At 53.0% G+C, this 24018-nt stretch carries 20 protein-coding genes; 8 read left to right on the top strand and 12 right to left on the bottom strand.

Annotated features, from left to right (window positions below; genetic code table 11):
* Window positions 1-31: 31 nt before the first annotated feature.
* The 7 genes from Q31b_RS04420 to Q31b_RS04390 form a co-directional block, all read right to left on the bottom strand.
* Entirely contained in the window at window positions 32-1363 is a 1332-nt protein-coding gene (locus tag Q31b_RS04420) for an FAD:protein FMN transferase (RefSeq protein ID WP_231617289.1), read from the bottom strand.
* A gap of 2 nt (window positions 1364-1365) precedes the next feature.
* Window positions 1366-2589: an NADH:ubiquinone reductase (Na(+)-transporting) subunit F gene (gene nqrF, locus Q31b_RS04415; RefSeq protein ID WP_146598397.1), complete on the bottom strand. Its 1224-nt coding sequence runs from the start codon at window positions 2587-2589 to the stop codon at window positions 1366-1368.
* A gap of 79 nt (window positions 2590-2668) precedes the next feature.
* Complete coding sequence (gene nqrE / locus Q31b_RS04410; RefSeq protein WP_146598396.1) at window positions 2669-3310, bottom strand: NADH:ubiquinone reductase (Na(+)-transporting) subunit E; 642 nt, start codon at window positions 3308-3310, stop codon at window positions 2669-2671.
* Between the two features lie 4 nt (window positions 3311-3314).
* Window positions 3315-3926 carry an NADH:ubiquinone reductase (Na(+)-transporting) subunit D gene (locus tag Q31b_RS04405; RefSeq protein ID WP_146598395.1) on the bottom strand — a complete coding sequence of 204 codons (612 nt, stop codon included), beginning with the start codon at window positions 3924-3926 and terminating at the stop codon, window positions 3315-3317.
* Window positions 3927-3928: 2 nt separating this feature from the next.
* A complete protein-coding gene (locus Q31b_RS04400) occupies window positions 3929-4804 on the bottom strand; it encodes a Na(+)-translocating NADH-quinone reductase subunit C (protein WP_146598394.1) in 876 nt (291 codons plus the stop codon).
* A complete protein-coding gene (locus Q31b_RS04395) occupies window positions 4791-6068 on the bottom strand; it encodes an NADH:ubiquinone reductase (Na(+)-transporting) subunit B (protein WP_146598393.1) in 1278 nt (425 codons plus the stop codon). Before Q31b_RS04395 ends, Q31b_RS04400 begins: the two co-directional genes overlap by 14 nt.
* A 447-nt stretch (window positions 6069-6515) precedes the next feature.
* Complete coding sequence (locus Q31b_RS04390; protein ID WP_146598392.1) at window positions 6516-7862, bottom strand: Na(+)-translocating NADH-quinone reductase subunit A; 1347 nt, start codon at window positions 7860-7862, stop codon at window positions 6516-6518.
* A 429-nt stretch (window positions 7863-8291) separates the two neighbouring features.
* Here Q31b_RS04390 and typA point away from each other — a divergent pair, with 429 nt between their 5' ends.
* Window positions 8292-10157 carry a translational GTPase TypA gene (gene typA, locus Q31b_RS04385; protein WP_146598391.1) on the top strand — a complete coding sequence of 622 codons (1866 nt, stop codon included), beginning with the start codon at window positions 8292-8294 and terminating at the stop codon, window positions 10155-10157.
* 388 nt (window positions 10158-10545) lie between these two features.
* Here typA and Q31b_RS04380 read toward each other — a convergent pair whose 3' ends face one another.
* Window positions 10546-11364 (bottom strand): carbon-nitrogen hydrolase family protein, encoded by an 819-nt coding sequence (locus tag Q31b_RS04380; RefSeq protein ID WP_146598390.1) that lies wholly within the window; start codon window positions 11362-11364, stop codon window positions 10546-10548.
* A 62-nt stretch (window positions 11365-11426) separates the two neighbouring features.
* On the opposite strand from Q31b_RS04380, the gene sthA reads away from it, so the two are divergent.
* The 3 genes from sthA to Q31b_RS04365 all read left to right on the top strand — a co-directional run bounded on the left by sthA (window position 11427) and on the right by Q31b_RS04365 (window position 14206).
* Window positions 11427-12899, top strand: a complete 1473-nt coding sequence (gene sthA / locus Q31b_RS04375; protein ID WP_146598389.1) for a Si-specific NAD(P)(+) transhydrogenase — start codon at window positions 11427-11429, stop codon at window positions 12897-12899.
* A gap of 298 nt (window positions 12900-13197) precedes the next feature.
* Window positions 13198-13617, top strand: a complete 420-nt coding sequence (locus tag Q31b_RS04370) for a PGPGW domain-containing protein (protein ID WP_146598388.1) — start codon at window positions 13198-13200, stop codon at window positions 13615-13617.
* A 97-nt stretch (window positions 13618-13714) separates the two neighbouring features.
* A complete protein-coding gene (locus Q31b_RS04365) occupies window positions 13715-14206 on the top strand; it encodes a hypothetical protein (RefSeq protein ID WP_146598387.1) in 492 nt (163 codons plus the stop codon).
* 127 nt (window positions 14207-14333) lie between these two features.
* Here the strand turns inward: Q31b_RS04365 and acs are convergent, their stop codons facing one another.
* Window positions 14334-16325: an acetate--CoA ligase gene (acs, locus tag Q31b_RS04360; protein ID WP_146598386.1), complete on the bottom strand. Its 1992-nt coding sequence runs from the start codon at window positions 16323-16325 to the stop codon at window positions 14334-14336.
* Between the two features lie 179 nt (window positions 16326-16504).
* On the opposite strand from acs, the gene Q31b_RS04355 reads away from it, so the two are divergent.
* The 3 genes from Q31b_RS04355 to Q31b_RS04345 all read left to right on the top strand — a co-directional run bounded on the left by Q31b_RS04355 (window position 16505) and on the right by Q31b_RS04345 (window position 19263).
* On the top strand, window positions 16505-17179 hold the full coding sequence (locus tag Q31b_RS04355) for a methionine-R-sulfoxide reductase (protein ID WP_231617288.1): 675 nt from the start codon (window positions 16505-16507) through the stop codon (window positions 17177-17179).
* Window positions 17180-17283: 104 nt separating this feature from the next.
* Window positions 17284-17862, top strand: a complete 579-nt coding sequence (locus tag Q31b_RS04350) for a pyroglutamyl-peptidase I (RefSeq protein ID WP_146598384.1) — start codon at window positions 17284-17286, stop codon at window positions 17860-17862.
* Window positions 17863-17985: 123 nt separating this feature from the next.
* Entirely contained in the window at window positions 17986-19263 is a 1278-nt protein-coding gene (locus Q31b_RS04345; RefSeq protein ID WP_146598383.1) for a hypothetical protein, read from the top strand.
* Window positions 19264-19324: 61 nt separating this feature from the next.
* Here the strand turns inward: Q31b_RS04345 and Q31b_RS04340 are convergent, their stop codons facing one another.
* Window positions 19325-19675 carry a hypothetical protein gene (locus tag Q31b_RS04340; RefSeq protein WP_146598382.1) on the bottom strand — a complete coding sequence of 117 codons (351 nt, stop codon included), beginning with the start codon at window positions 19673-19675 and terminating at the stop codon, window positions 19325-19327.
* 170 nt (window positions 19676-19845) lie between these two features.
* Window positions 19846-21069 carry a hypothetical protein gene (locus tag Q31b_RS04335; protein WP_146598381.1) on the bottom strand — a complete coding sequence of 408 codons (1224 nt, stop codon included), beginning with the start codon at window positions 21067-21069 and terminating at the stop codon, window positions 19846-19848.
* On the opposite strand from Q31b_RS04335, the gene Q31b_RS04330 reads away from it, so the two are divergent.
* Complete coding sequence (locus Q31b_RS04330) at window positions 21068-21301, top strand: hypothetical protein (RefSeq protein WP_146598380.1); 234 nt, start codon at window positions 21068-21070, stop codon at window positions 21299-21301. The genes Q31b_RS04335 and Q31b_RS04330 overlap by 2 nt on opposite strands.
* On the opposite strand, the gene uvrA is transcribed toward Q31b_RS04330, so the two are convergent.
* Window positions 21286-23973 (bottom strand): excinuclease ABC subunit UvrA, encoded by a 2688-nt coding sequence (gene uvrA / locus Q31b_RS04325; RefSeq protein WP_390622299.1) that lies wholly within the window; start codon window positions 23971-23973, stop codon window positions 21286-21288. The genes Q31b_RS04330 and uvrA overlap by 16 nt on opposite strands.
* Window positions 23974-24018 lie beyond the last annotated feature (45 nt).

Genomic DNA, 24018 nt, shown 5'->3' with positions numbered 1-24018 from the left:
GAAAGTCTTGGCAACTCTCGCGACGAAACCATTATTTGGATGTACTGTTCTGCATTTTTTCGCGTAATTCTTTGCAGCCCTCGGATGGAGTTCCGCACATCGAGCAACGGATACTGCCGTCCGGATTCTCTTTCCCCGCCAAACCGCCACACGATCCGCTGATTCGCTTTCCGCCGAGCAGCACGCCGATCGCCATGGCGATCAAGAAGACCGTGAAGCCTATTATCGTAACCACCAAGGTTGGCATGAACCGGGTCAGCCAAGGAATGTCTTGCTGCGTGACAGTCACTTCATCTAGCGATTTTCCTTCCGCATACTGCTTGAGCGCCCCCGTACCAACTTTCACAATTCCCGATTCGTTTCGTGAAATCAAAAAAACGTCGAGTGATTGTTCTTGGGCTGCGCGAAGTCCGTCCTTCATGCCGAGGACATCGATCGCGGTTGCCCAAGCATCCGCTTTCATACAAGTATCCGAGATGACGGAGACGGACGCTAGACCATGTTCGACAGGTCGACCCGTTCTGGGGTCGATTGTATGAGAATAACGTTTTCCATCCACTTCAAAGTAGTTCTGGTAATCGCCCGAGGTCGCCATCGCTTGATTGGTTAGCGGATGAGCTGCAGCGATCGATGGAGGCATCGCAGATGTTTGTCCAGTCGTTACAAAGCGGGTTTCAGGATTCTGGATACCAACTTTCCATCGATCATCCCCCTTCCTGCCGACCGTGCGGACTTCTCCCCCGATTTCGACAAAGACATTTTTCGCGTCCGCTTGTGCGAGCAGTTCGACAACACGGTCGACGCCATGCCCCTTGGCGATTGCTGACAAATCGACTCGCAAACTCGGGATCAACTTCTTTAGAGCGGGCGGATCGGTTCGCACGGAGAGGTTCTTGTAACCGACCAATTTGCGCAGCTCGGCAAGCTTTTGTTCCGATGGAACCTCCTGTGTCTTGGGGTCTGGCCCAAAACTCCACGCATTGACAAGTGGTCCGACCGTCGGATCGAACGCTCCGCCAGTCGCTTCGGCAACTTCCAAAGCCATCTGCACCACGAGCGCCGTGTCGCGGCTGACCTCAAACCAATCCGTTGAATCGGAGTCGTTAAAACGACTCAGCTCGGACGACTTCAAGTAGGTCGACATCTGGTCATTGACCAGACGGAGTTCCGCATCGATTTCTTCAGCGATCGGTTCTTTGAACGCCGGGGGATCGTAGATTTTGACCATGTAGGTCGTCCCCATCGTCGGTCCGCGAAGTTCAAGTATCTCCGCATCACCGGCATGCAATTCGCCAATCGGGACCGCGACGCTACAAAGACAAAGCGTTACCAGGACCGTTTGGCGAATGGTTTTGCATAACATGTTTAGCCGCCGAAATCGTCATAGGCGATGTTTTCAGGTTCCACACCAAGGTCATCAAGCATTTTGAAGACCGCTTGGTTCATCATCGGCGGTCCACAAATGTAGTACTCGATGTCTTCGGGAGCCGGATGTTTGGACAAGTAGTTTTCAAGCAAGACTTGGTGAATGAAGCCTTGATACCCCGACCAATTGTCTTCCGGAAGGGGTTCGGAAAGGGCGATATTGAATTGGAAGTTCGGGAACTCTTTCTCAATTTCACGGAAATGATCGACATAAAACAGTTCGCGGCTAGATCGACCACCGTACCAATACGAGACCTTTCGGTTGGTCTTCTTTCGCTTGAACAGTTCAAAGATGTGACTTCGCAGCGGAGCCATTCCGGCACCCCCACCGATGTAAACCATTTCGGCGTCGGTATCCTTGATAAAGAACTCTCCGTAGGGCCCGCTAATGGTAGCCTTGTCGCCAGGCTTCAAACTAAAGATCCAACTACTCATTTTTCCAGGTGGAGTACCTTCGGGTGCTCGAGGCGGTGGTGATGCCACACGCACATTGAGCATAATGATGCCTTTTTCGCCGGGGTAGTTGGCCATCGAGTACGCACGTACGACGGGTTCATCGACCTTCGACACGTAACGCCAGACATCGAATTTGTCCCAATCTTCGCGAAAGCGATCTTCGATGACAAAATCTTTATAGTGGACTTCGTGTGGTGGGCACTCGATTTGAATATAACCGCCCGCTCGGAAATCAACCTCTTCACCTTCGGGAAGTTCTAGCACGAACTCCTTGATGAACGTTGCAACGTTATTGTTGCTACGGACGGTGCATTCCCATTTTTTGGTATCAAACGCTTCGGCAGGCACCTCGACGACCATGTCTTGTTTGACCGCCACTTGGCAACTGAGTCGTTCGCCTTCGGCGGCTTCCTTCTTGTTGATATGACCTTTTTCGGTGGCCAGGATATCGCCGCCGCCCGATTCGACCTTTACTTTACATTGGGCGCAAGTACCGCCGCCGCCGCAAGCGCTCGAGACGAAGACGCCTGCATCTGCAAGCGCTCCGAGCAATTTCCCACCCGCCGGCACTTCTATCTCTTTCTCATGATTGATCAAGATCTTGACGGGTCCCGAAGCGACTAATTGGCTCTTCGCCGCAAGGATAATCAAAACTAACGCGAGCACGACGACTGTGAACATCGCGACGCCAAGTAAGATGGTATTCATCTTTGTTAAATTCGTCCGAAAACAAAAAGGTAATGGTTAATTCTCAGCAGGGTTTGCACCACATCGCTGCATCGCTTCTCTACAATTGAATCCCGCCAAACGACATGAAGGCCAACGCCATCAAGCCGACGGTAATAAACGTGATCCCTAGTCCACGCAGGGGTGGTGGCACATCACTGTACTTCATCTTCTCGCGAATCCCTGCCAATGCGGCGATCGCGATCGCCCAACCGATTCCACAACCGAATCCATAGACACAACTATCAACAAAGTCGTACTTTCGCTGTTCCATGAACAACGAAGCACCGAGGATTGCACAATTGACGGTGATCAATGGCAGGAAGATCCCGAGTGCGTTGTAGAGTGGTGGAAAAAATTTATCGAGCGTCATTTCTAGGATTTGAACCATTGCCGCGATCACGCCGATGTAGCTAATAAACCCTAAAAACGTCAAGTCGACGGTGGAAAAGTCCATGGTCGCAGTGGCAACGCCAAACGTTTCATTGACCCAGCCGAGCGCTCCCTTTTTGAGCAGTAGCGAGTAGATCAATTGGTTTGCCGGAACCGTAATCGTTAAGATCGCAACGACCGCGACTCCAAGTCCAAGCGCGGTTTTAACATTCTTGCTTACCGCCAAGAAGGTACACATGCCGAGAAAGAAGGCCAACGCAAGATTCTCGACAAAGATCGCCTTCATCAAAATGCTAAAGTAATGTTCCATCGAATTAAGCCTCTTCAATTTGTTCTGGCTTGATGGTGCGAATCGCCCAAATCAAAAAGCCGATCAAGAAAAACGCGCTAGGCGGCAGTAACATCAAATTGTTGGGTTCGTAAAACTCGGGCATGATCCGAACACCAAATAGCGATCCGGCACCGAAGAGTTCTCGAAAGAAAGCGACGAACAAAAGAACAAAACCATACCCCAAACCATTGCCAATCCCATCGAGGAAACTGATCCCGGGGCCGTTCTTCATCGCAAACCCTTCGGCTCGTCCCATCACGATGCAGTTCGTAATGATCAACCCGACAAAAACGGAAAGCTGTTTGCTAATGTCAAACAAGAATGCTTTGAGTATTTGATCAACGACGATCACCAACGATGCAATCACGGTCATTTGGACGATGATTCGGATGCTGCTGGGAATGTAATGCCGAATCGCGCTGACAGCTAAATTGCTAAACGCGGTTACCGCAATCACGGCAATCGCCATGACGACCGATGTTTCCATCTTCGTCGTGACCGCAAGTGCACTACAGATTCCCAGAATTTGAAGAGCGATCGGATTGTTGTCGATCACCGGCCCAAACAGGGCCTCTTTCGCTTTGATTGTTGCCATCGTTATGCGTCTCCGTTTGGAATGTCGTTGTCCACTTGAGCGGAAGTCGAGGAATCCACTTGATCCGAATCGGACTCACTCGAAAGTTCACCAGCCAACTTGTCAAGGAAATGACCATACCCATCGTCACTCGCCCAATAACGCATCAAATTCGTGACGCCGTTAGATGTAATCGTTGCCCCCGAAAGCCCATCGACGGCGTAGGGGTTGTCGGGAGGAGCCGCACCCTTGTAGACAAATGCCGCAGGCTCCCCTTTTTCGTTGTACAACTTTTGACCATTCCATTGCTGTTTCCAGTTTTGGTTATCCACCTCGCCACCAAGACCAGGCGTTTCACCATGCTCGTAGAATGTCAATCCACTAATCGTTGTTAGGTCGCTCTTGAGTGCCATGAATCCATAAAGGGTCGACCACAAACCTTTGCCATAGATTGGCAAAACAACCTGATCGATCTTTTCACTGCCAGGTTTCTTCACGAAGTAAACGCGAGCGACCTTTTCACGACGTCGCTCGCCAGGGTTGTATTTGACGTCTTCGATCGCGATGCTTTGATCTTTATTGTCGATCGCTTCACGCGGGTCGTAGGTCTTCGGATCCAAGTCGGTGTTGTATTCACCCGTTTCCAAGTCAACCAGCTTTTCGCTGACGCGATCATACAGTTCGTCAACTTGCTTTCGGGTCAATTCACTCGCAGGCAAGCCAAACTCACCGATCGCCAACCCGGCCGCATCGAGAATGTTTCGCTGACGATCGAGCCGCTTGTTGGCTTCCTGGTAGGGTCGCAGCACAACGGCAGCGGCACTGACCATGAACGAACAAACCACGCATAGAATGGTGGCAACGACAATTGTGTAAAGAGTCGAATTACGTTGTAGCATAGCGTAGGTTCCTCCGACGAACGTTGAAGTAAACAACTGAATAATCAATCAAGGGGGCGAACACATTACCAAACAAGATCGCCAACATAATCCCTTCGGGGAACGCTGGATTGATGACTCGAATTAGAATCGTCATGAACCCGATCAAAACACCGTAGATCCATTTGCCCTTCTCTGTCATCGAAGCACTTACCGGATCGGTTGCCATAAAGACCAAACCGAACGCCAAGCCACCGACAACCAAGTGCCAATAGAATGGGACGCCTAACATGGGATTGGTTTCCGAACCGATTGCATTGAACAAAAGCGACGTTCCGATCGCACCTAGCACAACACCTGACATCACCTTCCATGACCCGACTCCTGCTGCAATCAAAATGGCGGCACCGACGATGCAAAGCAAAGTGCTCGTTTCACCAAAGCAGCCTTGAACCGTCCCCAAAAATGCATCCATCCAAGTGATCGCACCTGTCTCACCCCAAACGTAGGAGATTGATCCGAGCGAAGCCACGGCGGGATTGGCGATTGTATCGCTCGGCGCCGCACTTGCCATTTGCCCCAGAGCTGTCGCACCACTGAATCCATCGACGGCGGTCCAAACCTTCTCACCACTGATTTCAGCGGCATAAGCGAAATACAAAAACGCTCTAGCAGTGAGGGCAACATTCAAGAAGTTTCGGCCCGTGCCGCCAAATACCTCCTTGGCTACAATAACGCCAAAGGCGATTCCCAAGGCGACTTGCCAAAGCGGAATCGTCGGTGGAAGGATCAGCGGAAACAGTAATCCAGTCACGAGAAACCCTTCGTTGATCTCGTGACCGCGAAGCACGCTAAATACCATTTCGATATGCCCGCCGACAAACATGCAAACGGCATAGACGGGTATAAAATGGATCGCCCCCAGTAGGAAATTATCGAGAAAGTTGCCTGGATCGTGCCCAAAACCGAGAGTTTCGTGTACCCAGTACTGCCAAGAACCCGAAGCGTCCATCCCGACCGCTGTCATTTCCTGATAGGCACTGTTGGCCAGATAACCAACGTTCCACATACCAAAGAGCGTGACCGGAATCAGAGCCACAACGACGGTCGTCATCATTCGCTTCAGGTCAATCGCGTCGCGAACGTGTGTGGACCCAGTCGTAACGTCGCCTGGCGTGTACAAGAACGTGTCGAGTGCTTCAAAGACAGGATACGCCTTTTCTAACGGAGCCCCTTTGGCGAACCAAGGATGGACTTTGTCGAGAGCGTAGCGAAGTGCTTTCATAAGTTTTTCCCACCAATGGGATTGTTCGTAGTAAACATTGTGATAGTCAACCGCGTATCGTAGCCGCGTCTTGCTTAGTGTCTCGTAGACGCGTCTCTCCGAGACGCGGGGTTTCCAGCGTCTCGGAGAGACGCTGCTGCTGTTTCTATGTCTTCAGCGTCTCGGAGAGACGCTGCTACTGTTTCTGTGTCTTCAGCGTCTCGGAGAGATGCTGCTGCTGTTTCTATGTCTTCAGCGTCTCGGAGAGACGCTGCTACTGCTTCTATGCCTCCAGCGTCTCGGAGAGATGCTGCTACCGTTTCTGTGTTTAGCGTCTCGGTGAGATGCTGCTGCTGTTTCTGTGTCTTTAGCGTCTCGGAGAGATGCTGGTACTGTTTCTGTGTCTTCAGCGTCTCGGAGAGACGCTGCTACTGTTTTTTCCTGAGCGTCTTGGAGGAGATGCCGATACTATCCTTCTCGCTCAATCGTTGCCAAACTTTCACGGATGAGTGAGCCGTAGTCGTACTTCCCGGGACACACGAACGTGCAGAGCGATAAATCTTCCTCCTCTAGTTCCAAGACGCCCAATTGCTGAGCTTCATCGGTGTCGCGGTAGATAAGTGAACGCAACAATTGAGTCGCCAAAATGTCGAGGGGCATTACTTTTTCGTAAGTCCCCAGCGGCACCATCGCACGCACGCTGCCGTGAGTGGATGACGTAAGCTTGAATTTTTTATGTGGCGTGGCGGCTGACGCGTAGACGCGAGTCGTCGAAAACTTGTCAAATCCTGGCATTTGCCAACCTAAAAACTCTCGCTCATACCCTTCGGCAATCACCGAGATTTGATTGTGGTATCGCCCCAAGAAGCCAACGTTCCCTTCGCACTTGCGTCCGTATAGCACCGAACCGGAAATCACTCGCGAAGGATCGTCCGAACTCAATTCGCCTTCGATTAGCGGGGCAATTTCGACGCCCAACTGAGTCTCCAAAAGCCTTGGCTGCTTGACCATCGGTCCCGCGATCGAAATGACACGCCTGGTGTCGAGCAAACCAGTTTGAAACAGGCTGCCGATTGCACAAACGTCCTGGTAATTGATATACCAAACCGTCTTGTTCGGTCCGACGGGGTCAAGAAAATGAATGTGTGTGCCAACCAAACCAGCAGGATGCGGGCCAGCAAAGGATTCGACCTGGACGCGATCGATGCCCGAACCAGGAATCTCTGCACCTTCGGCCTTACACAAAAAAACCTTTCCTTCGGTTAGCTTCGTCAACGCTGCCAAACCAAGCGTGAACGGGTCTTTGCGATTTGCGATCGCAACGGCAGGGTCAGCTGAAAGTGGCGAGGTGTCAATCGCTTGAACGAAAATCGAGTGGGGCAAACTACCGGGGGCTGGAACCCTGCCAAATGGCCGAGTACGAATCGCAGTCCAAAGGCCGCTCGCCAACAAATGCTTCTCGACCGCTTCGCGATCAAGGCTCAGCGGGTCGACACCCTTCGCATCGTTGAATTCGGTCCGCTCATCGCCCTCAACATCGATCACCAACGACTCAAAACGTCGCTTGGCTCCACGATTGACCGCGGCAACCTTACCCGACGCAGGAGCCGTGAACAAAACACCAGGGTTCTTCTTGTCTTCAAAGACTGCTTGGCCTTGCCGGACCGTGTCCCCTTCGGCGACCAGCATGGTGGGTTTCATGCCGATGTAATCGTCGCCCAAAAGTGCAACTCGGCTGACGTGCTTGGCCCCGTCAATATGCTGCTCGGGAGCACCTGCAATCGGCAGATCCAGCCCTTGTTTAATCGTTGTCATAGGTATTGAAGATCGATTTGAAAAAGTTCGAATGCCTTTGTCGAAAGCATCATCCGTCGGAAACAAAAACGCTCCTCCGCAACCGACCGCACACTCGAGATTGTGAAAAAATTCACAAACTGAGATGGTCTAAAGACCCCACTAAAAACGACTTGAAGCGGGGGTGGTTACAAGATGGAGATTCAAATAGGGCCGTTTTCTGCTTCGCCAAACTATGGCATACCATAGCAACGCTGGCAACGGCGAAGTAGGGAGCTTCAAAAAATTCTATTTTTGAATTAGGGTAAAGATGATCGTCGCCCCCGTAGCCGGTTGCAAGGGGGCGTGACATTAAAACGCGAACTTTTCATCTCGACTAAATCGTGCCTAGCGGGTTTGATAGGTGGGTAACCATTCTTTCATACCAAATACAAACCACCCACCTTCTCGATGACATCATCTATTCTCGCGGCCGCCGACGAAACCAATCACTCACTGCAAGAACCTGTGCGACGAAACGATATTCGCAACGTGGTCATCATCGCCCACGTCGATCATGGCAAAACCACCACCGTCGATTGCCTGCTTCGACAAAGTGGACAATTTCGCGATACGGAATTGCGAGGAGAGCAGATTCTCGATTCGAACGATCTCGAGCGTGAACGAGGGATCACGATTTTGTCCAAGAACATCGCAATTGAGTATCGCGGTGTGAAAATCAATTTAATCGACACGCCCGGTCACGCTGATTTTGGTGGCGAGGTCGAGCGGGTCGTCAAAATGGCTGACGGAGCACTCGTGCTTGTCGATGCTGCCGAGGGGCCAATGCCTCAGACTCGCTTCGTCCTTGAAAAAGCACTGCAAGCAGGCTGTCGTCCGATCGTGGTTGTCAATAAAGTCGATCGTCCCGACGGGCGGCCTCACGAGGCGCTCGACGAGGCGTTGGAGCTGCTCGCTGAACTCGGCGGCGAAGAGCAACTCGACCAGGCCGCTTTCGTTTTCGCTAGCAGCAAGGAAGGCTACGCGACGCTCGATCCAGCCAAGCCGACGACCGACATGCGCCCTCTATTGGATTTGCTGGTCGATGCCCTTCCAGGGCCAGAAGTGGATACGGATTCACCGCTACAAATGATGGTTACGACGCTTGATTGGAGTGAGTATGTCGGGCGAATCGCGATCGGCCGGATTTCGGGCGGCAGCATCAAGGCGGGGCAAACAATCGATTTGCATCAAAAATCGGGCGTCACGAAACAAAAGATTGCGAACCTTTACGTGTTTGATAAACTGGGACGGACCGCTGCCGAATCAGCAGGTGCCGGTGACATTGTTGCCATCGAAGGATTGGCAAAGGTAGAGATCGGTGACACGATCACCGCCGTCGATGTCGGCGAAGCGTTGCCGCGTCTAACGGTCGACGAGCCGACCCTGGAAATGGTTTTTAGCGTCAACACATCACCGATGGTTGGCCGCGAAGGCAAATACGTGACGACGCGTCAACTCAAAGGGCGACTCGAAAAGGAGCTCGAACGAAACGTCGCTCTACGGGTCGAGATGGTCGAAGGCACCGAGGCGTACGCGGTCAAAGGGCGAGGCGTACTGCACTTAGCCATCCTCATTGAAACGATGCGCCGTGAAGGTTTCGAGCTGAGTGTCGGGAAACCTCGCGTGATCTTTCGCGAAATCGATGGCAAGCAACACGAGCCGTTTGAGACCCTGCGAGTCGAAGTACCAACCGAGTCGATGGGTCCCGTGATGGAATTGGTCGGTAACCGCCGAGGGCAAATTGAAGAAATCGCCCAACGTGGCGAGTACAGTTTGTTGCGATTCCTGATCCCCTCTCGAGGTTTAATCGGGTTGAGGACGCGACTGCTCAATGCCACGCGAGGAACCGCGATCATTCACCATCGCTTCGAAAGCTATCGAGAAGTGGAAGGTGACTTGCCCAAGCGAGCCAACGGGGTTTTGGTTTCGATGACCTCCGGCAAAACGATGCCGCATGCAATGTTCTTACTGCAAGACCGCAGCGAAATGTTTGTGCCCCCTGGTGTCGAAGTTTACGAGGGCATGATCGTCGGCGAGAACGCTCGAGACAACGATATGATCGTCAATGCTTGCCGAGAGAAGAAGCTAACCAACATTCGTGCTGCCGGTAGCGACGACAACGTGATCCTGAAACCCCCGCGAGATCTGTCGCTCGAAGCGGCTCTCGAGTATATCGAAGAAGACGAAATCGTCGAGGTTACGCCAGAAAGCATTCGCTTGAGAAAGATCGTCTTAACCGAATCGGCCCGCCGCCGCCTCGGTCGCAACCGCTAGCGTTGATAAGCTGGTTCTCAAGCGGCTCAAAAACGCCGCTTTTGAGCCGCTTGAGGCTATCTCCTTTCCGTTCCTGCATTCGTCAAATACGCCTTTGGCGCAGAAAAGAGATCTGGAACAAAATCTGCGTCAATCCATTTTCACCTAGACAGCAAGCTTTCGTCCCGACAGGGACGATGGGCACAAGACTGGGGCGCAGTTCCCAGGTTTCAAAATTCGGTTGGGCCGGTGAGTCGCAAAGCGACGACTGGTGTTCATCGCTCCGGGTTTTGCCTGCCCATCAGACTCTGTCGTCGCTATCGCGAGGAAGCCAGCATCAAAATGCATAACGGATTTGCACTGAAAACCCGATTTTGAGCCCCCCGGCTCAGCCTTCTCTCCATTGGGCCTACTTGCCAATGGGACCGTAGAATTCGGGTCGTCGATCTTTGAAGCGGTCGATCACGTGTGTTCCGGCCGTCCGCTCGATCGTCTTGTTTCTCGCTTCCTCGGGATCGATGTCGGCATACAAAATCACTGGGCGATCGTTATCGCTGCGAGCGAGCACGACACCATCGGGGCCGCAGATAGTGCTAAGTCCACAAAAATCGAATCCGCCCTCGCTACCGATTCGATTGGCGGCAACAAAGAACAAATGGTTCTCCATACTACGGGCAGGCGGAACGACTTCAGCGGTCCGCATGGCCGTCACCGGCCAATTGGTCCCCAGCGCAATCACGTCGGCGCCGGCCAAGCCGAGCACCCGCATCGGTTCTGGGAAAGAACTGTCGTAGCAAATCGCCATGCCGATTCTCACATCGTCGGCTTGGTAAACGGTATAGGGGATATCGCCGCGATCGACGAAGCGGTCGACACCGAGATGTGGCAGATGGATCTTGCGGTATTTGCCGACCACACCGCTTGCCCCGACCAATACCGATGCATTGAAAAGTTGGTCGCCTTGTTTCTCTAGAAAACCGAGTGTGATGTGCAGATTCGCTTTTTGGGCTGCCTCGGCGATCTGCTTGAATGCATCGTTTTCGTCCGTGATTGCCTGCTCCAATGCCGATCGACGGCTTTCATAGGCATAGCCGCACAGCATACACTCAGGCATTACCACTAAATCGGCGTTCTGTTTCCCAGCCTCTTCGATCGCACGAAAAACTCGTTTTTTGTTTTCATCAAAATCGGCAAATGCGATATCCGTCTGGACACAAGCGATCAACATCGTAAAACAAGCCTGATGATAGGAAGTAAAACCGGACAGGTTAAAGGGATAGTCCTCTGCAAATGAACGATTCGCAAAAGAAAGATAAACAATTGGAAGACAATGAAAACGGGGCTAGCCAAAACGAGACGCTCCAAAACGCATCGAGGCCCAAAAAGTTCGATTTCGACTTGATCGTCCTGGGATCGGGCCCAGGAGGCGAAGGCGCCGCGATGCAAGCCGCCAAAGGTGGAATGCGAGTCGCCATCGCTGAACGTTATACGCAAATCGGCGGCGGTTGCACTCACTGGGGGACCATTCCCAGCAAAGCTCTTCGCTACTGTATCACATCGACGATGAAGGCGCTGCAGAATCCGACATTCCGCCAAATGGGCGTGAACGTCAGCCCTACGCTCGAACAATTGCGCCAGGGTACGCAAACCATCATCGGCAAACAAGTCTCGATGCGTCAATCGTTTTACGAACGCAATGGGGTGCCGGTATTACGTGGCGAAGCCCGCTTTTTGGACAAGCAAACGATCTCGGTCGACGGTTGCGAACCGCTCAGGGCAAAGCATTTTGTCATCGCCACGGGGTCGCGTCCTTTTCATCCTGACGGGGTCGACTTCAATCATCCTCGCATTTTCGACAGTGACTCGGTACTCATGCTCAAGGAACGACCACAGAGCATGGCGGTCTATGGCGCGGGGGTGATTGGTACCGAATACGCCTCGATGTTTCGCAATTTGGGGATCAAGGTCAACTTGGTCAATACTCGCGAGAAGTTACTGGAGTTTCTCGACGATGAGATCACCGATGCCCTTTCGTATCACCTTCGCGATCAAGGCGTGATCATTCGACACAACGAAACGATGCGACGAGTGGAAGGCTGTGAGGATGGTGTTGTGTTGCATCTCGAAAGTGGCAAACGAGTGAAAACCGATGTCTTTCTTTGGGCCAATGGACGGACGGGCAACACCGACAAGCTCGGGCTCGATAACATTCCGCTCGAAGCGAATTCTCGCGGCCAAATCGAGGTTGACGAACAATTCCAAACCTCGGTGCCTCATATCTATGCCGTTGGCGATGTGATTGGTTTCCCATCGCTCGCCAGCGCCGCGTATACGCAAGGCCGTGCGGCAGCAATGCACATGCTCGGTCAAGTCGATGGCAATTTGCGAGTCGACGATATTCCCACAGGGATCTACACCAGTCCCGAGATTAGTTCCGTTGGCAAGACCGAGCGTGAGTTGACGGCAGCGAAAGTGCCATACGAGGTTGGGCACAGCCTATTCCGCTCACTCGCCCGGGCCCAGATTACGGGCGAGACCACAGGGATGCTCAAGATCCTGTTCCACCGCGATACCCTGGAAATTCTTGGCGTGCATTGTTTTGGTGTCAACGCATCGGAGATCATTCATATTGGTCAAGCGGTCATGAATCAGCCCAACGGCCGAAACACATTAGAGTACTTCACCGAGACAACGTTCAACTATCCCACGATGGCGGAAGCGTACCGAGTTGCCGCCCTCAACGGAATGAACCGATTATTCTAGTAGCCGCGTCTCTCCGAGACGCGAAATCCCTTCCTCAAACAGCCACCGCGTCTCTCCGAGACGCGAACCCCCTTCTACAAACAGTAGCCGCGTCTCTCCGAGACGCGAAATCCCTTCCTCAAACAGCTACCGTGTCTCTCCGAGACGCGAAATGTCGTCCCACAATGACAACCGCAACACTCAAGAAAAGCCGATCGCATTTTTTTGAACTCGGGTTGCGGATTGTTGATTAGACTTCGCTATAGCGTTTGATTTTCTTGGGTGGTCGGTAGATCCACTTCCTCTTTATTGGCTGACGATGACCGCCTCCATAGCACTGCTTCATGACCAATGGGTTTGGTGGATGGTCGCGGTTTCGGTCGTGATGTTCCTTGCGTCACTAATGGCCATTCCGGCAATCATCGTTCGCTTGCCAGTGGACTATTTTCTGCATTCAAGGCGTCATCGGTCACGATTCGCCCCTCATGGGCCTGGACTCTACTATGGCTGGATGATATTGAAAAATTTTAGTGGCATCGTGTTTGTGTTTATGGGAATCGCAATGCTCGTTCTACCCGGCCAAGGAATCTTGAGCATTCTGATCGGCCTATCGCTCATGGACTTTCCCGGCAAGTATCAAATTGAACGTTTGATCGTACGCCAAAAACCAGTCATGGCATCCATGAATTGGATCCGCCGGAAAGCCGGACAACCGGAGTTCAGGTCCAACTCTCGGTGACTCTGAAACGCTTGGCGAGTTTCGCTACGGGGATTTCTGTGTGCTAGGTTTTAGATGAATCGTCTGATACCTACCGCAAGATACTGTCTGTTCTCTGATGCTAACTATTGGAACCGTTACGAACCTGACAACCGGTGCAAACCAACTTCGCCGTTGGCGTTGTGGGCGTATTCGTATGCAATCCGGACGATTGGTGAGTGTCGAGCATCGTTTGATGGCATCACGTCCTTCGATCGCCAAGGTTTGGTGGCAGGCAAAGCATGGCCGCATGCGCAATGACACATGTTATCTTGACTATCATCAGCCGCTCGGGATGCCTGCCTTTTTGACTCTCGATTATGTGCATGCGGGCAAGAGTGCTGGATACCAATCGTTTATCGGATCGCTAGAGATTCTCAGCGAAATCGCTCGGCTTCGTGGCGCATTGGCAATTGTCGCACACATCAGCAACGGTTCGATTAGCGACCGGTTTCTGCGTCGATGTGGTTGGCAACCGCATCTCGAAGATTGGGCTGGCCGCCATTGGATACGCCGTTTTTACGACGGCTATCCCGAGATCGATCTTGGACGGTTTGTTGCTAGCGAGTAAGACCAGCATTTCGGTCGTCCCTTCACGACTTTCACCACGAAAGCATTCACGCCATTCGGACGGGTGTCTGGGGCAAAACCCACCGTGGTTTCGCCACAGAGTCCCAAACTGCATGGAACGATTTTGCTTAGCTCTCTTCTTCGCGAAGCTTTGCGAGGACCGATAAATCCTCGAGTGTTGATGTATCCCCTGCGATCTCTTTGCCTGAGGCGATGTCTCTTAAAAGACGCCGCATGATTTTACCACTTCGTGTTTTCGGAAGTGTTGCCGTAAACCGCAAATCATCGGGTTGAGCTAGTGCTCCAATCTGTTTGCGGACGTGCATCAATAGCTCCTGGCGCAGTTCGTCGTTCGGTTCCCGGTCGCGGACACTGACGAATGCTGCAATCGCTTGTCCTTTCAACTCGTCCGGGCGTCCGACGACGGCCGCTTCACAAACCGCTTCATGACTGACCAAGGCGCTTTCGACCTCGATCGTGCTAAGCCGATGCCCCGAGACATTGATCACATCGTCGATGCGGCCCATGATCCAGTAGTACCCATCCTTGTCTCGCCGCGCATTGTCGCCTGTCAGGTACTTGCCCGGAACACTGGCCCAGTACTGCTGGATGAAGCGTTGTTCGTCGCCCCAGATTCCTCGCAGCATTCCTGGCCAAGGTTTGTCGATACACAGCATGCCACCGTGATGGTCGTGTACCTCGGAGCCCGTTTCATCCACGATGATCGGCACGACACCTGGTAGCGGACGGGTGCAGGAGCCGGGCTTGGTTGCCGTGATCCCAGGCAGCGGACTCATCATGATACCGCCCGTTTCCGTTTGCCACCAAGTGTCGACGATTGGACACCGCTCGGCACCGATCTTCTTGTGATACCACATCCACGCCTCGGGGTTGATACCCTCGCCAACGCTGCCGAGTAACCGCAGACTCGACAGGTCATGCTTATCGACATGTTGGTCCCCCCACTTGATGAACGCTCGAACGGCCGTTGGCGCTGTGTAAAGAATCGTGACTTTGTGCTTTTCGACTAGATCCCAGAATCGATCCTCGGCAGGATAGTTGGGTGCTCCCTCGTACATCAGGCAGGTCGCTCCTGCGGACAAGGGTCCGTACACGATATAGCTATGGCCAGTAATCCACCCGCAATCGGCGGTACACCAATAGATATCGTCGTCGCGATGATCGAAGACCCATTCGAACGTTCGCTTAGCCCATAGGTTGTAGCCAGCGGTGGTGTGTAGAATGCCTTTCGGTTTTCCGGTACTACCCGAGGTGTAGAGGATGAACAGCGGTGCTTCGCTGTCGAGCGGGGTCGCGGCCAGCTCACCCGACTGGGGATCGACGACATCGTGCCACCAAACGTCCCGTGGTTCGGTCATGGAGACGCTCTCGTCGTTGACACGGCGGAGGACTAAACAGTGCTCAACGGTAGGCGACTTTGCCAGGGCTTCATCGACGGTTTGCTTGAGCGGCAAAACCTTACCGCGTCGGTACAGTCCGTCGGCGGTAATCATCAGCTTGGCATTGGCATCGTTGTTGCGGTCTGCAATCGATTCCGCACTAAATCCAGCGAAGATAACGGAGTGAATGGCACCGATCCGGGCACACGCCAACATGGCAATCGCCAACTCAGGCGTCATCGGCATGTAGATACTAACGACATCGCCAGCCGAAACGCCAAGTTGCTTGAGGCCAGCGGCGCATTTGCAGACCTCGTGGCGAAGCTCGTTGTAGGTCAAGGTTCGCTCATCGCCGGGCTCGCCTTCCCAGATGATCGCCGTTCGATCGCCACGCCCCGCATCAATGTTTCGGTCCAAACAATTGTAGCTCGCATTTGTTTTTCCGCCAACGAACCACTGGACATGCCGTGCGTTCCATTGGCACACTTCGCCAAAGGGTTCAAACCAATGCAAATGCTCCTCCGCCTCTTCCTTCCAGAACCCATCTGGCTCGTTCTTCGCCCGCTCGTACATCTCCTCGTACTGCTGTTGTGTCGAAAAGACTGCTTTTTTGGTAAACTCGGCAGGCGGCAGGAACAATCGATCTTCGATGAGTACGTTGTCGATTTGGCCAGAATCCGTTTGACCAGCACCCATTTGTCCGGAATTCGCGTCCGTCATTGATTAAATTTCCTAAGAGTCGAGAAAATAATAGCTTTGTCCCCTCCAATTCTACCTGAATTTGTGCATCCATTGGCATGGGACTTGATGAAGCCGCTAGAATATATCAGAGCGGCTCAAGCCGACAATCTCTTGCCGGCTGATCCCATCACTTGAAAACCCGAAACAGGAGCAATCTATTGCGATATCACAACTTCCTTTTGGCTCTGCTGTGCAGCCCATCGATGCTGCTGAGTAACTTCTCGTTTGCCGATTCGCCCGATACGGTTTTACCAGCTGGCGAGAATGCTAGCGTTGCCACGGATCAAACGTCACAGGCACCCGCTAAAAATACGGTGCGACAACAAACAACCCAACGATCAGTAACAGTAACCCAACGACAAGGTTCCCGAATGAGCACTGCAAAGAAACCTAAATACAACACTTTGACCAGGGCGGAAGCTCGCGTCATCCTCGGTAAAGGTACCGAGCGACCGGGGATCGGTGAATATACAACCCAAAAGGATCCGGGAACCTATATTTGCCGACAATGCAATGCACCGCTGTACACATCGGATACCAAATTTGAGAGTCATTGTGGTTGGCCTAGTTTTGACGATGAAATCGATGGCCGAGTCGATCGACATTTGGACGCGGATGGACGTCGAATTGAGATCGTATGCCACAATTGTGAGGGCCACCTGGGCCACGTGTTCGAAGGAGAACGGTTCACCCCGAAAAACACTCGGCACTGCGTCAACTCGATTTCGATGCGGTTTGTTCCCGAAGGGAAGGAGCTGCCACCGATGATCGTCAATCCAGCAAAAGCAGTAGTGGAGAAATCGAAAACGGCCACCGAGCTCAAAACCAAATGAGCCAAAGGCGAGCGTGCAACAAAAATCTAGCCTTCCCTTTTTTTTGAGCTATGCTTGGGAAACTTCTCATTTCTTGCCGTTAGGCTTCCCATTGGATTCTATTTGTGACTCGCGTACTGCTAACGGCATTTGAACCTTACGATCGATGGCCTGAAAACAGTAGTTGGATGGCCTTGATCGAATTGACACGTTGGTACGACGGGTCAGCTGAATTGGTCACACGCCGCTATCCAGTCGAGTTGACGGAGATGAGCCAAAAACTTCGAGCGGATCTGCAGGAAAACTACGATTTAGCGATCCATCTTGGCCAATCGCCCGGATCAACTCTCATTAAACTCGAAGCGATCGGTTTGAATATCCGTAGTGATGGTACCGAATTGCTAGCCAATTCACCTGCCGCCTACCGATCGGCGCTGCCACTGGACGAGAGCCAAAAAACGCTCGTCGATGCTGGCATTCCGTGCGAAGTTTCACATCATGCCGGAACTTATCTCTGTAATGCTGCCTTGTATTTGAGCCAGCATTACGCGTCCACCTTCGGGATGAAGACAAAAAGCGTATTTGTTCATCTACCGCTGGCGCCGTCCCAAGCGGCAAAAGATAGCGGAAAATTGGCTAGCATGAGCACACAAATGGTTAGCGCGGCATTGGCGTTAATGATCGAGAAACTTCGATCAAGCTAGCCCGGCGACCGGTGATTGAGTGTTGGCGAACGAGGTTGACTTGCTCGATCGATTGCTGGTATGTCCAGTGCTATGTGCAACCGACTTTTTCGACGAGCAACCATTCCTTTTGGATTGCTGATAATGATATGCCTTTTCGGCGTCGCCTTTTGTGGCGAACCGTCGGTGCTGCGTATTGTCAACGCGAAGACGAATTTCGAGCCGGAAGAAAAGCAAAAGTTGCAAGGGCCGCAAATTTCGCAGCAGGGTATTTCGAAGTCGGGCCAGACCGAAGCGACGGAACCTGAAACACCCGAGCCGAATCGGCCTCAACCGTGCGTACTGCTGAAGAACGGAAATGTTCTTTTCGGAACCGCGAGTCAGCTCGGCGAGTTTGTTGTCATCGCTCGCGAGGACCACTCCGAGATCAGGTTGTCTCGAACCGATGTCGCCTGTTGGGCCGCTTCCGTTCGCGATCTCTACACGTATCGTGTGAACCAACGATCAAAGTATGATCAGCAAACGCTGCTACAGGCTCGCATCGAAGACATTCGCTGGTGTCTGCGATACGAATTATTTGATCTCGCAGCACTTGAACTCATCGAAGTGTACGCCGTTGCGCCAGAGCATCGGGAAGCTCAGCGTTTAGAGAAACGCTTGCGTGACACGGCCAAGCAAACGCAGAACGCGGTAACCAACGCCAAGGAAGTGGTCCCGGCTGAAATTCAACAACCTGCGGCCGAGAGATCCACATCGACGCATGCTTCAAACGTGTACGATGCCGTGGTTGAATCATCGACTGGACTATCGGATTTTGCTCGCTACGTACAACCTTTACTGATCAGCCATTGTGGTCAATGCCACAACCATTGGAACGCGTCATCCGGTGGAACTTGGCGTCTGACGACGCCTGCGACGGGGCAACGTGCGACCGCCCGCATGACCAAGGAGAACCTGAAAGCGACGCTTGCACAGGTTGACCTGGCTTCGCCATCGGAGAGTACGATATTGACAAAAGCTGCGGTCGCTCATGGCGACGAGCAAACGGAGATCGATCCTCACGCCGCAGCGAATCGCCGCAAGACGACCGCAGATGCCCTGCAAAAATGGATCGCGTCCGTCGGAAGGACGACCCAGCATTTGCGCAGTGAAGTTCAAGAGATTGCCGAGATGGATGCTCAGTCGTTAGGCCAATTCGCAGATCTTGGCAATACCATGGAACTCGACACCTCTCGAGTTGACGCATCGGGTGAAGACAATTCGCAGATACAGCGGGAAGGGTCGCAGATGCAGCGGGAGGAGGAAACTGAAGGCGCGGTCGGAAACTCCCTGGACGCTCCGCAACGACAGCCCGCACGACTACCTCAAGTTGGCAACCCGTTTGACCCTGAATTGTTCAATCGGAAGTATTCGAAACAGTAGTTTCGGTTTCCATTGCATTGATCGAAGAAGTCAAAAAGGTGCAGCTGTTTTCTTGACGACCTTATGCGTCGGTCGCTGAACTGATATTGGCAGCCTTTGCGTCGGTCTGATCGGTTGGCTGTTGAGATTCGAATCGCACCAAGTCATCGAATTGTTGTTGTAGTTTCCTGGTAATTCCCGACAGGGCACCGCCGCGGTGCATCGCGGCATCACGGCATCGAGATTTCGCTCTCGATTCGACTTCGGATCGCAGGTTATTTCCTTGTTTGCGAACGTAGCCGCTCATCAGCAAAGCCTTGAGGATCGGCTTGCTACGTGCGTTCAGTCCCGCCTCGTCTCCATCGAGCGTTTCACAACATAGATTGGCCAGTTCATTGAGCTGTTTTTCGATTTGGGGATTGGTTGGAGTCATTCGATCCTCGAGTGGGGAAAGCGTTTGATGGTTCAGCGACGCGGGTGCTGAGGTGCAAACCTCGTGCCATGCTCTATCGTCTGCCGATCTCGCCAGAGGCCGATCTCGCAGAGATTGGGTCGGTGTATTGGATGGCGTCCCATCTCTGGCGAGGTTGGCTACGGCCCGACCTAAATCTCTTCATCGACGAAGATGATATGGCGAAAGTAATATTGCGATTCGAAACTGGCACCGAGCGAACCAATAAGAAGGGCCAGCGAGGAACAGAAGAATGCCATTTGGGGGCGGGTCGTCGAACCAAGTTCTCGCGGTTGTTCAAAACTTGACGCGGCCCAGGTCGCAATTAACTGAGACGGAAAGAGCAAGTGTGCCAAGCACAAACCAACGACAACCAACGTCAACCAAGTTGTCAACATGCCGACGAAAACGGTGCCGATTGCCGATGCACTGGTCATCACGGATTGTTCGGTACGGCGAGTGCCACGGCGAATGAGCAATTGTTGGCGGGCGACGACGTAGGCCGTGGTCGCGACCAGTGAAACGGCGACCAACGCCATGACACGGACCGTTCCTTGGGCCAATGCCAAATCCCAGGCCTCCGCGGTTAGCAGCAAAATTGCCAGCGTTGAAAACGACGCGATCGTTAAACGGCTCAGTCGTTTTGGAAATTCCCATGGACGCGCCGCAAAGACGGCTTGGTAGATTTCGCGTCGATTAATCCAAACGGCTCGCAGGATAAAGTTGACCGCACCTAGCTTCCGTTTGCCAAAACGTTCTTCGAGACGCTGGTCAGCGATTTCAGCCAATGCGCTGCGTTGCCGCTCCAAGTTCTCTGAATCGAGACCCGCCATCAAATCGAGAGCGGCTGCATTGGGCGGGTGGTATAGTAAATCATTTGGATGATCGCTTTTGGGAAGCCCTGATAAATGGCCAAGGCTATGTAGCATCAGCCGGCTCAAGCGGCGGGCAATTCGCTCAATTCGTTCCGTCGAATTGACTTCGACCCCCAAGGCTTGTGGATCAATCAACGACATCGAGATCACCGCCGCATCAAGTGGACGACTGAGGGCGGCGAAACAATAGGGTGAGTAGTTGCCGATCAACTCGGCGGCTGTCAATACAAACGCAAAATCCCAATGCTTGGCATCACGCTCCTCCACCGCTTGACGTAGCAGCAAGCTCGGTTCGACTCGTCCAGCTCCCATCAATTCAGGACGTCGGTTTTCAAAGAAATCAAAGTGAAATTCGGGAAACAGTTCGCTCAGCCGATCGTCGGCTTGTTCCACCGCCAACTTGATTGCTCGTGAATCGACGAAGTCGAGGGGCCCGGCAACGATGACCCCAATCTCGATCAGAGCGCGTTCGGGTTTCGGTTCGAGATTGGAGGCACTCATGAATTGCAATCTAGCATCTCCATGCTACGAAGATAAGCCACCTTGGTATCCGCGCCCGCGTATCCGCGCCGACGTATCCGCGCCGGCGTATCCGCATACGGACATTGGATTTGTCCGCGAAATCTATCAAGGCTTCTCTCAAGGCATCGAATCCGTCATTGATCCGCCCAAGATTGACAGTGAGTCCGAGTCGATCGGAAGTCGACCAGCGGACGATCAGGACGAAGTGTGAGAAAATCGACCAAGCGTTTGTTGGAGGTATTTGCCAGTGGCCGTGGTCGGATCATTGGCGAGTTGCTCCGGCGATCCCGTGCCAACAATCTGGCCTCCTTCCACTCCACCGGTAGGTCCCAGGTCGATGATCCAATCACAGGCTGCCAGCAAGTCGAATTGGTGCTCGATAACGAGGACCGTGTTGCCCGCATCGACGAGTTGATTGAGTACATTTACCAATCGCTCGATGTCTTGAAAATGAAGTCCCGTCGTTGGTTCATCGAGCAAGTACAATGTTCGCCCCGTGGATACTCGCGCGAGTTCGGTCCCCAGTTTGATCCGCTGGGCTTCGCCACCACTAAGCGTTGTGCTCGATTGTCCCAGATGGACGTAGCCAAGTCCAACCGATTGTAGCGAGTGAAGTTGCCGCTCGATTCGTGGCACGTTCTCAAAGAACGATGCGGCATCGTCAATGCTCATCGCCAACACGTCTGCAATCGAAGCTCCCTTAAAGCGGACTTGCAGCGTTTGTCGATTGAATCGTTTGCCACCACAGCGTGTGCAAGTAACAAACAAGTCACTCAAAAAGTTCATTTCGATTCGTTCGACCCCCAGGCCTTTACAAAGCTCGCAGCGACCTGCCGCCGCATTGAACGAGAACCGGCTGGTGGTAAACCCGCGAGTTTTTGCCTCGCGAGTCTTTGCGAAAACCTTGCGGATTTCGTCGAGAACGCCACTGTAGGTTGCGGGACAACTTCGTGGGCTTCGGCCGATAGGTGACTGATCGATCACGATCATCTTATCGATCTGTTCGGCGCCTGTCATTTTCGTAAACGGCCCCGGTGCATCCGCTTGCAAACCAAGATGAGCTGCCAGGGCAGGAGCGAGTGTATCGTTGACGAGCGAACTTTTACCACTGCCCGATACACCGCTAATACCGACCAATAACCCGAGCGGAAATCTTGCGGTCACTTTTTTTAGATTATGGGTTTGCACATCGGATAGCGTCAGCCATTGCGATCGTTTTGGCTTGCGTCGTTCAGCTGGGATCGGAATGCGTTTCCGTCCGGCGAGATAGTGTCCGGTTAAACTATTCGGGTCTTTTTCAACCCGCTTTGGTTTTCCATGACTGATAATCTTACCGCCGTTCTTTCCCGCTCCTTCTCCCATGTCGATCAAGTCGTCCGCCGCCCGCATGGTCGCTTCATCGTGCTCGACGACAATCACCGTGTTGCCCTGATCTCGCAAATCGAGGATGCAATCGATTAGCCGATCGTGGTCGGCGGGGTGAAGGCCAATCGATGGTTCGTCCAATACATAACACACGCCAACCAATCCGCTGCCGATACTGGTCGCCAAGCGAACCCGCTGCAACTCACCACCACTGAGTGAACTGGCGGACCGATCGAGCGTTAGATAATCGACACCGACGCGGCTCAAAAATGACAAACGCTTGAGAACTTCCCTGGTGATCGGAGCTGCGATTGCGGATTGAACTTCGCTGAGTGAGTCACCGATTTTTGCGAACCAATCGGCTGCGTCGTGTAGGGGCATCGAGGCGAGTTCGTTGATCGGGACGCCGTCAATGGTGACGCTCAAGGCTTCTTTACGCAGGCGTCCACCATGACAATCAGGACAAACAATCGTCTGGTCGGATTGATCGATTCGCCCGAGTCCGTCGCACGTTGGACAAGCTCCGTAGGGGCTGTTAAAACTGAAGGTTCGCGGTTCGATTTCCTCAAAGCTTGCCCCGCATTCAATACACGCCATCGCCGTGCTGAAAATGGATTCGGTCCACTCGCTCGGTTCGCCTGTGCTTGCGGGCTTTTGGATTAAGGAAGAGGCCAATCCGTTGCCGAGTCGCAGAGCCAAGAGGACACTTTCACGCAGTCGTGGGTCAATGCGTTTGGAGTCAATGCGTTTGGAGTCAATGCGTTTGGAGTCAAGTTGCTTGGACTCGGCAGTCGTCGTTTCAGAGGAACGGATCGATTGGGGGTGGCGGATCACCAACCGATCGACGACCGCTTCGATTGTATGATTTTTGCGAGGTGCGAGATCGGGGACATCATCGAGCAAGTAGGTCTCTCCGTCGGTTCGCACTCTTAGTAGACCCGCTTGGCGTATCGAATCGAACACTTCGCGGTGAACTCCACGGCGCCCGCGTACCATCGGTGCCATCATGACGACTTTGGTTCCATCGGGCAGCGATGCCAATGATTCGACGACGGCGTCGGGGGATTGCCGAGCAATGGTCGATTGACAATGGCTACAATGCGGTGTGCCGACACGAGCGTAAAGGAGACGTAGAAAGTCGTAGATTTCACTGATCGTGGCGACGGTGCTGCGTCCGTGTGAGGAGCCGGGTTTTTGATCAATCGCCAAAGTCGGAGCCAAACCGCTAATCGAATCGACATCAGGACGTGGGATCTGATCGAGAAATTGCCGAGCGTAAGCGGATAAACTGTCGATGTATTGCCGTTGTCCCTCAGCAAAGAGCGTGTCAAAAGCCAATGAGCTTTTGCCGCTCCCTGAAACGCCAGTGATAACGGTCAACTTGTCGTGAGCGATGTCGACATCAACATTTTGCAGGTTATGCTCACGTGCGCCGCGAATTTGGATCGTGTTAGCGGCAGAGCGAGTTTTCGCTCTCGCCGACTTTCGCTGTTTCCGGTTGCTGGCGACCTTAGACAAAGATGGGGTGTCCTGTTGATGGTAGGTGATAGATCTTTACGGTAG

The sequence above is a fragment of the Novipirellula aureliae genome, assembly GCF_007860185.1.
Lineage (GTDB): Bacteria > Planctomycetota > Planctomycetia > Pirellulales > Pirellulaceae > Novipirellula_A > Novipirellula_A aureliae.
Note: the sequence above shows the minus strand (reverse complement) of the source record. Positions and strands in the feature narration are given on the sequence as shown.